Origin of the sequence: Allobosea sp. LjRoot237, from assembly GCF_964253285.1 — a bacterium.
In the GTDB taxonomy this organism is placed as follows: Bacteria; Pseudomonadota; Alphaproteobacteria; order Rhizobiales; family Beijerinckiaceae; genus Allobosea.
This window is the reverse complement of record NZ_CAXUQP020000001.1, coordinates 3,179,704-3,192,651: the sequence shown is the minus strand read 5'-3', so window position 1 is coordinate 3,192,651 and position 12,948 is coordinate 3,179,704. Positions and strand designations below refer to the sequence as shown.

Genomic DNA, 12,948 nt, shown 5'->3' with positions numbered 1-12,948 from the left:
GCGATTGACGCTAGGTTGCCCGAGGATCACAGTTTCGCGACCCGCAACCTTGGGGCGAATCGCCATGAGCACGAAAAAATACGCAGCAGAAGCCATCGGCACCTTCTGGCTGACCTTCGCCGGCTGCGGCAGCGCCGTCATCGCTGCCGGTTTTCCGCAGGTCGGCATCGGCCTGCTCGGCGTCTCGCTCGCCTTCGGCCTGACCGTCGTCACCATGGCCTATGCGATCGGCCACATCTCCGGCTGCCATCTCAACCCGGCAGTCACCGTCGGCCTCGCAGCAGGCGGGCGGTTCCCGGCTAGTCAGGTCGTTCCGTATGTCGTCGCGCAGGTGGTCGGCGCGATCCTTGGCGCCACCGTGCTCTATTTCATCGCGGTCGGTGCGCCGGGCTTCGATGTGGCCAAGGGCTTCGCCTCGAACGGCTTCGGTGAGCACTCGCCCGGCAAGTACGGGTTGGCCTCGGCCTTCCTGACCGAAGTCGTGATGACCATGATGTTCCTGTTCATCATCATGGGCGCGACCCATGGCAAGGCGCCGGCCGGCTTCGCGCCGCTCGCCATCGGCCTCGGGCTCTGCCTGATCCACCTCGTCAGCATCCCGGTCACCAACACCTCGGTCAATCCGGCGCGTTCGACCGGGCCGGCCCTGTTCGTCGGCGGCTGGGCGCTTCAGCAGCTCTGGCTGTTCTGGCTGGCTCCGATCATCGGCGGCGCGCTCGGCGGCGTGATCTATCGCTGGCTGAGCGAGGAACCGCGCGGCGAGGTCACCGGCGTCACGCCCGCTCCGGCCGAGTAAGGCTTGCCAACCGAGGTCAGGCCCGCACGGGCCTGGCCTCGATCACGACGAAGGCCTGCGCCAGCGGCGGATCGTCGGTCAGCGAGACATGCACGATCGCCTCATGGCCGGGCGGGGTCATCTCGGCCAGGCGCGCCGCAGCGCCGCCGGTGAGCCGCATGGTCGGCCGCCCGCTCGGCAGATTGATCACCTCCATGTCGCGCCAGAACACGCCTGACCTGATGCCGGTGCCGAGCGCCTTCGAGCAGGCTTCCTTGGCAGCGAAGCGGCGGGCGTAGGATGCAGCGCGCGTGGCGCGACGATCGGATTTCGCCTGCTCGCCTGCCGTGAAGATGCGCTGCGTGAAGCGCTCGCCGAAGCGGGTGAGCGAATTCTCGATGCGGCGGATGTCGCAGAGATCGGAGCCGATGCCGAGGATCATGCCAGCGATTTAGCTGGCGGCGCGGCCTTCGTCTATCGATCTGAACTCTCGCCGTGACGCCGACGACACGTTCGGTCGCAGCGAAGGGAGGAAAAACGATGACGGCACGGGGACGATGCAATTGCGGCGCGGTCGCATTCGAGATCGATGCGCCGCTGTCGGACGTTATTCTGTGTCACTGTTCGATCTGCCGGCGATTCACCGGCGGCAATGGCATCGCAGTTGTGGTCGTCGACAACCAGGCGTTTCGATGGCTGCGTGGCCAGGATCAAATCAACATCTGGAAAAAGCCTGGCGCCGATTGGCAAGCTTGCTTCTGTAAAACCTGTGGTTCTCCGGTGCCGGGCCCCAACGATGACCGTCGGACGTTCATTCCAGCCGGCCTGATCGACGAGGGTGGCAGTGCTTTGAGAGTCGCCGAGCACATATGGGTAGGCTCGAAGGCGGCCTGGGATGAGATCGGTGACCCGGGAAGGCAGCATCGGGAGGCCTATTCGCCCGACTCGTGACCACGATGCGCTGTCGCCGCTTCTTTCAGCCAGCAGCGCGGCCTTCGTCCATCGCCCGCCGCATCACGGCGATCGCGGTTTCGAAGCCGACGAAGATCGCCTCGCCGACCAGGAAATGGCCGATGTTGAACTCGACGAAGTCGGGAACGCCGGCAAGCTTGCGCGCGGTGTCGTAGTCGAGCCCGTGCCCGGCATGGACTTCCAGCCCGAGCGAGGCGGCGAAGGCGGCACCGTTGGCGAGCCGCTCGAACTCGGCCTGTGCCTTGTCGGCATGGCCATCGGCCACGGCATGGCACCAGGTGCCGGTATGGAGCTCGACCACCGGCGCGCCGAGCCTGGCCGCCATCGCGATCGGCGCCTCGTCGGCCTCGATGAACAGCGAGACGCGGCAGCCGGCGGCTTTGAGCTGGGCGATCGGCGCAGCCAAGGCGTTCGCCTGGCCGACCACGTCGAGCCCGCCCTCGGTGGTACGCTCCTCGCGCTTCTCGGGCACGAGGCAGGCTGCGTGCGGCTTGAACCTCTCGGCGAGGCCGATCATCTCCGCCGTCGCGGCCATCTCGAAATTCAGCGGCTTGCTGAGCTCGCTCGCAAGCCTTTGCATGTCGGCGTCGCGGATATGGCGCCGGTCCTCGCGCAGATGGGCCGTGATGCCGTCGGCGCCGGCGGAAACCGCGAGAAGGGCGGCGCGCACCGGGTCGGGCAGGGCGCCACCGCGTGCATTCCGCACGGTCGCGACATGGTCGATGTTCACGCCCAGGCGCAAGCGGTTCTTGGTCATCGTCGCCCCCTCGTCCTTTGCCGTCTACGCCGCGTCAGGCGCTGGTTCAAGGCAAGGGATGTGATCGACGCCGTCAGTATTAGTGATCAATTAATACACGCAATGCGTGTATATCCAGAATTTACACGTAATCTACGGCGTGACTGTTGTTAAGCCCTGGAAATTAGCGTCCGGCATGGTCCCACGGCGTTTCCAGACTCGTCATGCAACTTCCCGCCGACCATCGGCAATTCGAGACGAAGGTCACGCCCGATCGGCGTGACCCGAACCAGCCCGCTGACCGCGCGCTCGGTCGCGTCGTCGCGTGCTCGGGCGCGCGCGCCACCATCGCTGGGGCTGCGTCCGGGCCTGCGCTCGGCAGCCATGACGGCTGCGCCATCGGCCGCCTGATCTCGATCAGCCTCGGGACGAGCCGCATCGTTGGACTTGTCTACGAGATGCGCGCCCTGCAATCGGTCTGGGACGAGGCAGGTTCCAATGCGGTCGCGATCGAGGTCGAGCTACTGGGCGAGGTCGTCGACGGCGAAAACGGCGCGGCGCGCTTCAACAGTGGCATCGCCACCTATCCTCCGATCGGGGCGCCGGCGCATCGTATCCGCTCGCGCGACCTGGCGCTCATCCATGACCTCGGCGAGCGCCGCGGTGTTTCGCTCGGTACCCTGACCCAGGATGCAAGGGTTTCGGCGAGCGTCGACATCGAGCGCCTGCTCTCGCGCCATTTCGCCGTGCTCGGCACGACCGGCGTCGGCAAGTCGAGCGCCGTCGCGCTGATGCTGCGCAAGGCCGTGGTGGCGAAGCCGAATCTGCGGGTCCTGATCCTCGACCCGCACAACGAACACGCCCATGCCTTCCAGGACACCTCCGTACGGATCGACGCGAGCACGCTCGACCTGCCGTTCTGGCTGTTCCGCTTCGAGGAGTTCGCCGACATCATCTTCCGTGGCCGTCCGCCGCTGGAGGACGAGGCCGAGATCCTGCGCGAGGTCATTGCTGTGGCGCGCAGCCGCTACCGCGTCGTTTCCGCCCACGACATGGCGCGCGACCTCGGCAGCAGCGTGCTGAAGCGGCCCCTCGATCCCGGCGCGCGCCGGGCTGACGCCGGTGGAGCGGCCGAGCTGGCGGCTCCCTACCGCATCACCGATCTTTTCACCGCGATCGACGAGCTGATCGGCCTGCACGAGGTACGCTATCCGCGCTCCACCCTGCGCGCGCTCAGGGTCAGGCTCGAAACGCTGTACGGCGACCCGCGCTACGGCTTCCTCTTCGCCCATGCCAACAGCATGGAGACGATCGCACCGGTGGTCAGCCAGATCTTCCGCGTGCCGCACCGGGGCCGGCCGATCACCGTGTTCCAGCTTGCCGGACTGCCCTCAGAGGTCGTCAACGCGGTGGCGTCCAGCCTGGCGAGACTCGCCTTCGACCTCGCCATGGCGAGCCGCGGCAGCTATGAGATCCTGCTGCTCTGCGAGGAGGCGCATCGCTATGTGCCGCAGGATCAGTCACTCGGCTTCGCACCGACCCGTCAGGCCATCGCCCGCATCGCCAAGGAAGGGCGCAAATACGGCGCCTATCTCGGCATCGTGACGCAGCGCCCGGGCGAGCTCGACCCGACAATCCTGTCGCAATGCTCGACCGTGTTCGCCATGCGCCTCGGCAATGAGCGCGACCAGCAGATCATCCGCGCCGCCATCGCCGACGCCTCGGCCAGCACCATCGCCTTCCTCTCCTCGATCGGGAACCGCGAGGCGATCGCCTTCGGCGAAGCGGTGGCGACGACGATGCGCATGCGCTTTTCAGATATGCCACCGCAGGAACTGCCGGCGATGGAGCGCGCGCAGGGTCCGGGCGACTATCAGCGCGAGCCCGGGCTCGATGAATTGGTCAGCCGGATGAGCCGCCAGGGGTGACCTGCGACGGTGCCGCGCTCGCGGCGCTGCTCTCGACGATTTCATGCTGGTCGATCGCGCGCTCGCGCCCATCCGGGCCGCGCACGCGATATTGAGCTTCGGCATTGTCGCGCTGCGGCATGATCCGCAATACTTCGAACGGGCCGAGCCTGGGTTGATTGGCGAAGTCATGGGTCAGGCTGATGAGGTCGCCGGGCTTGTAGGCAGTGTGGGTCATGGCTCTCACTGGATGTGTAGGGGCGCGCACCGGATGATGCGCGCCGTCTCGATTGCGTTGCCCCGCCGGCGGGCGGCGTCAGAAATGGGCCGCCGTCAGCCTCTGGTAGCTGTTGCGGTGCTTCGCGTAAGCCGATGCCGCTGCGGCCAGGATGGTATCGCGGTTCTGGTCGAACGTCGCCAGAATCTCGGCCTCGCCGCTGCCCATGCCGGAATCAAGCTTGCGCAGGGCCTCGAACTCGATCTGGAAGATGATTTCCAGTGACGCATCCGAGCCCCAGAAACTGACGCAGCTACGCCCGGCATCGAAGCGGCGCACCGGATTGGGAAAGTTCAGCGCCATCGGTCGATCTTCTCCTCGGCTAGCTTATGACACGAAATTTCATGACGCGAGCGCGGTGGCGACGAGTTCGGCCGGTGCGCGCCGCGGCTGCGGAGTCAGGGCCCGCAGCTTGGCGGCTATCGGCAATGGCGGCCGGATCCGCTTGAGGTCGGCATCTGCGCCGCACCGTCGCGTGCGATCGACGCCCGTGAGGCTCAAACAAGCGCGTAATTTTCTCAAGGACGGCCACGCCAGAACAGATCGCCGCTAGTGCGGCTTGCTCTCGACGTCCGTAGTGCAGACATGGGGAGCGCGCTGAATTTTTGTAAGGTCAAGAAATAATAATATTTATGCGCCATGATCTCGGAAGTTCAAAATAATCCGACGCGTATTCGATGTACATGTTAGTGGATTATTTCGCTATCGCTTCAGAATTGGAAGTTCCGCGTGAATCTCGTCAATGCCAATCGAGCGGCCATTCCGGCGCTCGGCTTCGGAATCTTCCGAATGTCTTCGCCCGAAGGCGGCCGCCAGCTCGATCCCGAGGGGCTCTCGCCGCGCTGGGATTCCTGATCGCCGCTGGCTGCATTCACCGATCGGATAGTGGCTGGCACCGCTTCGATTGTGTCAGACTGGTTCCAGCGCTCGATCCGCGGTTTCGGCGACGTCGCGCGCGAGTTTCCCGACCAGTTCGTCGACGGTGGCCTCGGCCGTCGAAATCGACGCCCGCAAGCGCTCATCGGCGAACTCGTCGTATTCGATCGCGACCGAGTGCGTTTCGGTCAGGCCGAGATAGGCCAGCGGCACACTCAGGCCGCGCTCGACGAGATTGGTCGCCTCGAGGCGCCCGCCGGCGCCATAGCCGTAATCGCCACGCGAGGATAGGATGACCAGCCGCTTGCCGGGTGGCAGCATCGGCCAATAGGGCTCGCCTTGCCGGCTGCGGTCGAAACCGAAGGTGACGCCGACGCGCACGACATTATCCAGCCATGCCTTGAGCTGGGCTGGAAGGCCGAAATTATACATCGGCGCTCCGATCACGATCAGGTCGGCACGCAGAAGCTCGTCCACCAGGACGTCGCTTTCGGCGAGCTGTGCCCGTGCTACCTCTTCCCGCTGCTCGGGCCGCGTGAAGGCCGCCGCGATCCAGTCGCCGCTGACGGGCGAGGGCGGCTGCTGCCCGACATCGCGATAGGTCAGGGTGTCCTGCGGCCGCGCAGCCTGCCAGCGCTCGACGAAGCGGCTGGTCAGGCGGCGCGTATGCGATCCGCGCGGGTCGACCCCGGACCGCCCGGGACGGGCGCTGGCATCGATCTGCAAGATGTGAAAGGGCGGCATGGCGATCTCCATGATGTCAAATTCCTCATGCGACGTTCTCGCTATTCGTCAGGTATGTTGTTATTCAGCGGGCAACAAAATCGAATTGCTCAGCTGATAGATGAGTTGGTTTCATTCATGTCGGAGCCTCGGAAGCTTCCACCGCTCGCTGCGCTACGTGCGTTCGAGGCCGCGGCCCGGCATCTGAGCTTTCAGAAAGCGGCCCGGGAACTGGCCGTGACGCCGACGGCGATCAGCCACCAACTGCGGCTGCTGGAAGCGACGCTCGGCCTGCCGCTGTTTGAGCGGCATGTCCGGCGCGTCTCGCTGACGCAGGCCGGCGCGCAGCTCTATCCCGTGCTCAGGGACGGCCTGGACAGTTTCGCACGCGCCATCGCCGAACTCACTCCTCGGCCGCAGCGCAGCGCGGTGACGGTCAGCGCGACCGCGCTCTTCACCGCGCGCCGCCTCATTTCGGCGCTGGGACTCTTCCAGGCGCAGTGGCCGCAATTCGCGTTGCGGCTGCATGCATCGGACGACGCCGTCGATCTGGCGAGCGGCGCTGCCGACCTCGCGGTGCGTTATGGTGCCGGCCCGTTTCCGGGGCTGGTATCCGAACCGCTGTGCCAGGAGCGTTTCGGTGTGGTCTGCAGTCCCTCGCTCGGCCTCCGCGATCCCATCGATCTGACTGCAGCGAGGCTGATCCACTCGGAGTGGCTGCGTCGGGATCTGCAGCCGGATTGGCGACGCTGGCAGGCCCTGGCCCAGGTCGCGGGATTGAACGTCGAAGCTGGTCTGCGCTTCACCGACGAAAGCCACGCTATCCAGGCGGCCGTGGCAGGGCAGGGCGTCGTGATCACGAGCCTGTTCCTGGTCGAGGACGAGCTCTCGCGCGGCGTGCTCGTGCACCCGTTCGGCCCGGTCATCGAAGGGCATCACTATCACCTGGTCGCGACCGAGGAGAACATGGCGAGCGCCGATGTTCAGGCTGTCCGGCAATGGCTCAAGGCGGTCGCGTCGCCATGACGGCCGCGCCCGCATAGCGGTGCATGGAGGAGACAGGTCAAACCTTGCATCCGCGGCGCGCAGCCTGTATGAGCGCCGTTCAACCTTTCCATCGTATCGCGCAAGATCAGAAGGAGCCGCGAATGGCTCGCGTCACCGTTGAGGATTGCATCGACAAGGTCGAGAACCGCTTCGAGCTGGTTCTGCTTGCGAGCCATCGCGCCCGCATGATCGCCTCGGGCTCCTCGATTCTCGTCCAGCGCGACAACGACAAGAACCCGGTCGTCGCCCTGCGCGAGATCGCCGACGAGAAGCTCACCCCCGAGGATCTCAAGGAAGACCTGATCCACTCGCTGCAGAAGCATGTCGAGGTCGACGAGCCGGAGGCCGACACCGTGCCGCTGCTGACCTCGCAGTCGCATGTCGCCACCCCCGATTCGGAGGTTCAGTTCGATCGGATGAGCGAGGACGACCTGCTGCGCGGCCTCGACGGCCTCGTGCCGCCGACCGAGAGCGCCGACGACGAAGACTGAGCTGTCGGAAAGCGTTCATGACGTTTGCTAAAGCCCGGCCCCGCCGGGCTTTTTTCATGCCCGCCCCGGGTGGATTGGCCTTGCCGCGCCGTGCCGCGATCGTTGATATCTCTATCGTTAAGTGGGAGACGGATTCACCGATCAGATTGTTCCAACCTGATCGGATCCGGCTCCGGACGAATCCAAACGAGTTGAGCGGTGGAGTTACGCCCGCATGGGCATGATGCGGCAATATGAGCTTGTCGACCGGGTCAAGCGCTATAATCCGAATACCGACGAGGAGCTGCTCAACCGCGCCTATGTCTACGCCATGCGTGCGCATGGCACGCAGAAGCGCGCCTCCGGCGACCCGTTCTTCGCCCACCCGCTCGAAGTCGCGGCGATCCTGACCGAGCTCAAGCTCGACGACGCCACCATCGTCGCCGCCGTCCTGCACGACACCGTCGAGGACACCGAGGCGACGCTGGAGGAGATCGAGACCCTGTTCGGGCCCGATATCCGCCGCCTCGTTGACGGGCTGACCAAGATCAAGAAGCTCGACCTCGTCTCTAAGAAGGCGGCGCAGGGCGAGAACTTCCGCAAGCTCCTGCTCGCCATCGTCGACGATATCCGCGTGCTCCTGGTCAAGCTCGCCGACCGGCTGCACAACATGCGCACCCTGCACTATGTGCCGCCGGAAAAGCGCCTGCGCGTCGCCGAGGAGACGATCGAGATCTATGCGCCGCTCGCCGGCCGCATGGGCATGCAGGAACTGCGCGAGGAGCTGGAGGAGCTCGCCTTCCGCCATATCAAGCCGGAAGCGCACGCGACTATCACCAAGCGGCTGGAGGAGGTGACCCAGCGCGAGGGCAAGGTCATCGGCGAGATCGAGAGCGATCTCAAGACCAAGCTCGCCGAGCGCGGCATCGAGGCGCAGGTCTTTGGGCGGCGCAAGCGGCCCTATTCGATCTGGAAGAAGATGGAGCGCAAATCCGTCTCCTTCGAGCAGCTCTCCGACATTTTCGGCTTCCGCGTCATCGTCGACAAGCCGGAGGATTGCTACCGCGTCCTCGGCATCGTCCACATGACCTGGCCGATGGTGCCCGGACGCTACAAGGACTACATCTCGACGCCGAAGCAGAACGACTACCGCTCATTGCACACCACCGTGGTCGGGCCCGGCCGCCAGCGCGTCGAATTGCAGATCCGCACCGACGGGATGGACCGCGTCGCCGAATTCGGCATCGCCGCCCATGCCCGCTACAAGGACGGCCGGACCGCCGGTGTCGTCGCCGCCGCCGATGAGAGCCGCGCCTATCAATGGCTGCGCCGCACCGTCGATCTCCTGGCCGAAGGCGACAATCCCGAGGAATTCCTCGAGCACACCAAGCTCGAGCTTTTCCACGACCAGGTCTTCTGCTTCACGCCCAAGGGACGCCTGATCGCCTTGCCGCGCGGGGCGACGCCGATCGATTTCGCCTATGCGGTCCACACCGATGTCGGAAACACCGCGGTCGGCGCCAAGATCAATGGCCGGATCGCGCCGCTGCTGACCGAGCTGCAGAACGGCGACGAGGTCGAGATCACCCGCGCCGAGGGGCAGGCGCCGCCGGCGGCCTGGGAATCGCTGGTGGTCACCGGCAAGGCCAGGGCCGCCATCCGCCGCGCCACCCGCGTCGCCGTGCGCCGGCAATATGCCGGGCTCGGCCGCCAGATCTTGGAACGCGCTTTCATGCGGGCCGAGCGGCCCTTCACCGACGAGAAGCTCAAGGCGGCGCTGAAGCGGCTCGCCCGCACCGCCGTCGACGACGTGCTCGCCGCCGTCGGCCGTGGCGAGATGTTCTCCGGCGATGTGGTGAGGGCGGTCTATCCCGACCTTGAACCTGAGAAGCGTGCGACCGGCGATGCCAAGGCGCCGCCGCCCGGCAAGGGCTGGTTCGAATTGCGCCAGGGCGAGAACCTGAAATTCAAGCTGCCGAACGAGACGCCTGGCGAAGATGCGATCCCGATCCGTGGCCTCGGCGGCGACCTGCCGGTGCGCTTTGCACCGGGCGGCGGCGCCGTGCCTGGCGACCGCATCGTCGGCATCCTGACACCGGGCGAGGCGGTGACGATCTATCCGATCCAGTCGCCCTCGCTCGCCGCCTTCGACAACGAGCCCGAGCGCTGGCTCGACGTGCGCTGGGACCTCGACGACAAGCGCCCGCAGCGTTTCCCGGCCCGCATCCAGCTCAACTCGATCAACGAGCCGGGATCGCTTGCCCAGATCACCACGACCATCGCCGAGCATGACGGCAATATCGACGCCGTCTCGATGATCCGGCCGACGCCGGACTTCACCGACGTCACCATCGACCTCACGGTCTGGGACCTGAAGCACCTCAGCGCGATCATCAGCGAACTGCGCGAGAAACGGGTGATCAGCCGGGTCGAGCGCGTGGTGGCGTAAGGGGGGCGTCATGGCCGGCCTTGAGCCATGGCTGCCAGATTGAGCGGCCCGAGCGGTAACCGAGAAAGCTACGCAAGCGTCAGATGAAGGGTGCGGGGAACCCTTCTCCCGTGTGGGAGAAGGGCAGGGATGAGGGCCTGCCCTATCAGCAGGGGACGCAACGGCGCCGTATCGCTTCAACAATCAACGGCGGTCCCTCACCCCTACCCCTCTCCCATCCGGGAGAGGGGGGCCCGCGCCTGCTCCGCCTGTCGGAGCGCATCGGAAAGCAGTCACCCCGCCCGGAAGGCCGCTGCAAGCTCCCTGACGAAGGCGTTGGCGCGCGGCGTCGCGACATTGCTGCGCAGCACGACCTCGAAGCTGTCGAGCGCCGGCAAGCCCCAGTCCGGTCCGTGGTCGATCGCCCCGCGCGGCGCGATCCGCGCTGCCAGCGGCGAGACGCCGAGCCCGCCTTCGACCGCCGCCAGCACCGCCGCCATGCCGCCGCCGATGAAGGCCTCGCGCCAGGGCAGGCCGGCGCTGTCGAGCGCATCCATAGCGTGACGACGCAGGCGGCATTCCGGCATTAGGCTGACCAGCGGCACCGGCCCGTTCGGTTTCGCCAGGGAGGATGCGCCGAACCAGCCGAACGCGTCGCGCCGCAGCACCTCGCCGGTACGCCCCGGCCCGAGCCGGCGGATCACCGCGACATCGAGTTCGCCGCGCTCGAAAGCCGTGTCGAGCGCCGCGGACGGCTCGATGCGCAGCCCGATCACCAGCGAGGGGTCGTGCTTGGCGAGCCGCGCCAGCAGGGCAGGGGCATCGGCTCCGACCGCCTGCTCGCTGATACCGATGCTGATGCGCTCCTGGATCTGCTGGAAGGAGGTGAGCGCTCGCTCATGCGCCGCCATGAGCTCGCGCGCCGCCGGCAGGAAGCGCTCGCCCTCGGCGGTCAGCCGGACCAGTCGCGGATGTCGCTGCAGCAGCAACTGGCCGAGCGCCTCCTCCAGCTTCTTGACCCGCGTGCTGATCAGAGATTGCGCCGTGCCGAGCGCCTCGGCAGCGCGGGTGAAGCTGGAAAGCTCGGCCGCATGCAGGAAGGCGCTGACGCCATCGAGGTCGAGGGTGCTGGTCATTTGAAATCGCAATTTCATATCATTGATATCACCAAAGATACAGTTTTAAGATTATCATTTCAAGCCTAGTTTCAGGGCGTCGGCGGCAGTGTCCGCCCTCTGTCTACGGAGCTTGTCATGCCCCTGATCCGGATTTCGATGCGCCGCGGCCGCCCGGCCTCGCATCCCGCCGCCATCGTCGATGGCGTCTACCGTGCCCTGTGCGCCACTTTCGAGGTGCCGGAGAACGATCTCTTCGCCGTGGTGCACCAGCACGAGGCCGAGGAGTTCATCTTCGACAACAATTATTTCGGCTTCAACCGCAGCGACGCCCTGGTGATCATCCAGCTCGTCGTCGCCAACACCCGCGGCGTCACCCAGAAGAAGGCGCTCTATGCCGCCATCGCCGAGAACCTGCAGAAGGAGCCGGGCCTGAAGCCCGACGACATCTTCATCAACCTCGTCGAGGTCAAGCGCGAGGACTGGTCGTTCGGCGGCGGGATCGCGCAGTACGTGGCGTGATCTAACGTTGCAGGCGAAGCGCGGGGAACCCTCTCCTGGAAGGAGAGGGCAGGGTGAGGTGTAGGCCATTGGACCAGTTCCGCGAGCGCTCACCGCGCGGTCGGGTTCAAGCCGACGTTTCCACTCCGAACACCTCACCCCTACCCCTCTCCTTCCAGGAGAGGGAATCCCGCGCTTCTGCTGACATCCGTCAGCACATGGGCACTGGAAACTCACCCCTCATTGCCCCTAACTCTGGCCATGGAATGGAGCGACGAGGGCACCATCATCGGCGTCAGGCGTCATGGCGAGAGCGCCGTGATCCTGGAGGCGATGACGCGCGATCATGGCCGCCATCTCGGCCTCGTCCGCGGCGGCCGCTCGAGCAAGCAGCAGCCGGTACTGCAACCCGGCAATCTTGTCTCGCTGACCTGGCGGGCACGGCTCGACGAGCATCTCGGCGAGTACAAGGTCGAGCTCCTGACCTCGCATGCGGCGCGGCTGATGGCCCAGCCGGTCGCGCTCTATGGGCTCGCCAATGTCTCCGGCCTGCTGCGGCTGCTGCCGGAGCGCGATCCGCATCCCGGCCTCTATGAAGGCCTGGCGGTGCTGGTCGCGCATCTCGACGAGATCGCGATCGCGCCGGCGCTGATGGTGCGCTTCGAGCTCGCCATGCTGTCCGAGCTTGGCTACGGGCTCTCGCTCGAGCGCTGCGCCGTCACCGGCCTGCGCGAGGAACTCAGCCATGTCTCGCCGAAATCCGGCAAGGCGGTCAGCCGCAAGGCCGCCGAGCCTTATCTCGACCGGCTCCTTGCCTTGCCGGCCTTCCTGAGCGAGGGGCAGGGCGCGCGCCGGCCGGCTCCGGCCGAGATCGCTGCCGGCTTCGCGCTGACCGGGTTCTTCCTGCGCCGCGACCTCTACGAGCCGCGCGGTCTGCTGGAGCCGCCGGAGCGGATGCGGTTGCTGGAACTGGCGGCGAGAATCCCCTGATTTCTGCGGTTTTTTCGCCGGTCTCGCTTTGCGTCGCTTGCTTCCGGGCTGCATCGTTGCATCAAGTGATTCGGGCCTTTATTCCCTCGTCCCGCGAGGTATGGACCGGTGTCGGCCCCTCAGCTGGGTCG

15 protein-coding genes are annotated in these 12,948 nt (G+C 66.0%); 9 read left to right on the top strand and 6 right to left on the bottom strand.

The features are described 5' to 3' along the window. Positions 1 to 64 precede the first annotated feature (64 nt). Positions 65 to 796, top strand: a complete 732-nt coding sequence (gene aqpZ, locus ACSQ24_RS15540) for an aquaporin Z (RefSeq protein ID WP_436095542.1) — start codon at positions 65 to 67, stop codon at positions 794 to 796. Between the two features lie 16 nt (positions 797 to 812). On the opposite strand, the gene acpS is transcribed toward aqpZ, so the two are convergent. Then, positions 813 to 1,217, bottom strand: a complete 405-nt coding sequence (acpS, locus tag ACSQ24_RS15535) for a holo-ACP synthase (protein ID WP_436095541.1) — start codon at positions 1,215 to 1,217, stop codon at positions 813 to 815. Between the two features lie 53 nt (positions 1,218 to 1,270). Between acpS and ACSQ24_RS15530 the strand changes: the two genes are divergently transcribed. Continuing rightward, positions 1,271 to 1,726, top strand: coding sequence for a GFA family protein (locus tag ACSQ24_RS15530; protein ID WP_436095540.1), 456 nt, complete (start codon positions 1,271 to 1,273; stop codon positions 1,724 to 1,726). A gap of 25 nt (positions 1,727 to 1,751) precedes the next feature. Here ACSQ24_RS15530 and ACSQ24_RS15525 read toward each other — a convergent pair whose 3' ends face one another. After that, positions 1,752 to 2,504 (bottom strand): pyridoxine 5'-phosphate synthase, encoded by a 753-nt coding sequence (locus ACSQ24_RS15525; RefSeq protein WP_436095539.1) that lies wholly within the window; start codon positions 2,502 to 2,504, stop codon positions 1,752 to 1,754. 203 nt (positions 2,505 to 2,707) lie between these two features. Between ACSQ24_RS15525 and ACSQ24_RS15520 the strand changes: the two genes are divergently transcribed. Further along, positions 2,708 to 4,411 (top strand): ATP-binding protein, encoded by a 1,704-nt coding sequence (locus ACSQ24_RS15520; protein WP_436095538.1) that lies wholly within the window; start codon positions 2,708 to 2,710, stop codon positions 4,409 to 4,411. Here the strand turns inward: ACSQ24_RS15520 and ACSQ24_RS15515 are convergent. Next, positions 4,386 to 4,628: a hypothetical protein gene (locus ACSQ24_RS15515; protein WP_436095537.1), complete on the bottom strand. Its 243-nt coding sequence runs from the start codon at positions 4,626 to 4,628 to the stop codon at positions 4,386 to 4,388. The two genes, ACSQ24_RS15520 and ACSQ24_RS15515, sit on opposite strands and share 26 nt — an antisense overlap. Before the next feature lie 78 nt (positions 4,629 to 4,706). After that, on the bottom strand, positions 4,707 to 4,970 hold the full coding sequence (locus ACSQ24_RS15510; RefSeq protein WP_436095536.1) for a DUF1488 domain-containing protein: 264 nt from the start codon (positions 4,968 to 4,970) through the stop codon (positions 4,707 to 4,709). Between the two features lie 426 nt (positions 4,971 to 5,396). Here ACSQ24_RS15510 and ACSQ24_RS15505 point away from each other — a divergent pair, with 426 nt between their 5' ends. After that, complete coding sequence (locus tag ACSQ24_RS15505; RefSeq protein ID WP_436095535.1) at positions 5,397 to 5,522, top strand: hypothetical protein; 126 nt, start codon at positions 5,397 to 5,399, stop codon at positions 5,520 to 5,522. 54 nt (positions 5,523 to 5,576) lie between these two features. On the opposite strand, the gene ACSQ24_RS15500 is transcribed toward ACSQ24_RS15505, so the two are convergent. Then, entirely contained in the window at positions 5,577 to 6,287 is a 711-nt protein-coding gene (locus tag ACSQ24_RS15500) for an FMN-dependent NADH-azoreductase (RefSeq protein WP_436095534.1), read from the bottom strand. Between the two features lie 27 nt (positions 6,288 to 6,314). Between ACSQ24_RS15500 and ACSQ24_RS15495 the strand changes: the two genes are divergently transcribed. The 3 genes from ACSQ24_RS15495 to ACSQ24_RS15485 all read left to right on the top strand — a co-directional run bounded on the left by ACSQ24_RS15495 (position 6,315) and on the right by ACSQ24_RS15485 (position 10,232). Beyond that, positions 6,315 to 7,292, top strand: coding sequence for a LysR substrate-binding domain-containing protein (locus ACSQ24_RS15495; RefSeq protein ID WP_436095533.1), 978 nt, complete (start codon positions 6,315 to 6,317; stop codon positions 7,290 to 7,292). A 122-nt stretch (positions 7,293 to 7,414) separates the two neighbouring features. After that, entirely contained in the window at positions 7,415 to 7,804 is a 390-nt protein-coding gene (rpoZ, locus tag ACSQ24_RS15490; protein ID WP_057192190.1) for a DNA-directed RNA polymerase subunit omega, read from the top strand. A gap of 220 nt (positions 7,805 to 8,024) precedes the next feature. Continuing rightward, positions 8,025 to 10,232: a RelA/SpoT family protein gene (locus ACSQ24_RS15485; RefSeq protein ID WP_436097901.1), complete on the top strand. Its 2,208-nt coding sequence runs from the start codon at positions 8,025 to 8,027 to the stop codon at positions 10,230 to 10,232. Between the two features lie 272 nt (positions 10,233 to 10,504). On the opposite strand, the gene ACSQ24_RS15480 is transcribed toward ACSQ24_RS15485, so the two are convergent. Then, a complete protein-coding gene (locus tag ACSQ24_RS15480; protein WP_436095532.1) occupies positions 10,505 to 11,347 on the bottom strand; it encodes a LysR family transcriptional regulator in 843 nt (280 codons plus the stop codon). 117 nt (positions 11,348 to 11,464) lie between these two features. Here ACSQ24_RS15480 and ACSQ24_RS15475 point away from each other — a divergent pair, with 117 nt between their 5' ends. After that, the gene (locus ACSQ24_RS15475; RefSeq protein WP_436095531.1) at positions 11,465 to 11,848 is read left to right on the top strand and encodes a tautomerase family protein; all 384 of its coding nucleotides are present in this window, start codon (positions 11,465 to 11,467) and stop codon (positions 11,846 to 11,848) included. Between the two features lie 240 nt (positions 11,849 to 12,088). After that, entirely contained in the window at positions 12,089 to 12,817 is a 729-nt protein-coding gene (gene recO / locus ACSQ24_RS15470) for a DNA repair protein RecO (protein WP_436097900.1), read from the top strand. The last annotated feature ends 131 nt before the right edge of the window (positions 12,818 to 12,948 follow it).

Coding starts and splice junctions, on each gene's coding strand:
- aqpZ (WP_436095542.1), top strand. CDS start 65: ATGAGCACGAAAAAATACGCAGCAGAAGCCATCGGCACCTTCTGGCTG.
- ACSQ24_RS15525 (WP_436095539.1), bottom strand. CDS start 2,504: ATGACCAAGAACCGCTTGCGCCTGGGCGTGAACATCGACCATGTCGCG.
- rpoZ (WP_057192190.1), top strand. CDS start 7,415: ATGGCTCGCGTCACCGTTGAGGATTGCATCGACAAGGTCGAGAACCGC.
- acpS (WP_436095541.1), bottom strand. CDS start 1,217: ATGATCCTCGGCATCGGCTCCGATCTCTGCGACATCCGCCGCATCGAG.
- ACSQ24_RS15485 (WP_436097901.1), top strand. CDS start 8,025: ATGATGCGGCAATATGAGCTTGTCGACCGGGTCAAGCGCTATAATCCG.
- ACSQ24_RS15500 (WP_436095534.1), bottom strand. CDS start 6,287: ATGCCGCCCTTTCACATCTTGCAGATCGATGCCAGCGCCCGTCCCGGG.
- recO (WP_436097900.1), top strand. CDS start 12,089: ATGGAATGGAGCGACGAGGGCACCATCATCGGCGTCAGGCGTCATGGC.
- ACSQ24_RS15520 (WP_436095538.1), top strand. CDS start 2,708: ATGCAACTTCCCGCCGACCATCGGCAATTCGAGACGAAGGTCACGCCC.
- ACSQ24_RS15475 (WP_436095531.1), top strand. CDS start 11,465: ATGCCCCTGATCCGGATTTCGATGCGCCGCGGCCGCCCGGCCTCGCAT.
- ACSQ24_RS15510 (WP_436095536.1), bottom strand. CDS start 4,970: ATGGCGCTGAACTTTCCCAATCCGGTGCGCCGCTTCGATGCCGGGCGT.
- ACSQ24_RS15480 (WP_436095532.1), bottom strand. CDS start 11,347: ATGACCAGCACCCTCGACCTCGATGGCGTCAGCGCCTTCCTGCATGCG.
- ACSQ24_RS15495 (WP_436095533.1), top strand. CDS start 6,315: ATGCGACGTTCTCGCTATTCGTCAGGTATGTTGTTATTCAGCGGGCAA.
- ACSQ24_RS15515 (WP_436095537.1), bottom strand. CDS start 4,628: ATGACCCACACTGCCTACAAGCCCGGCGACCTCATCAGCCTGACCCAT.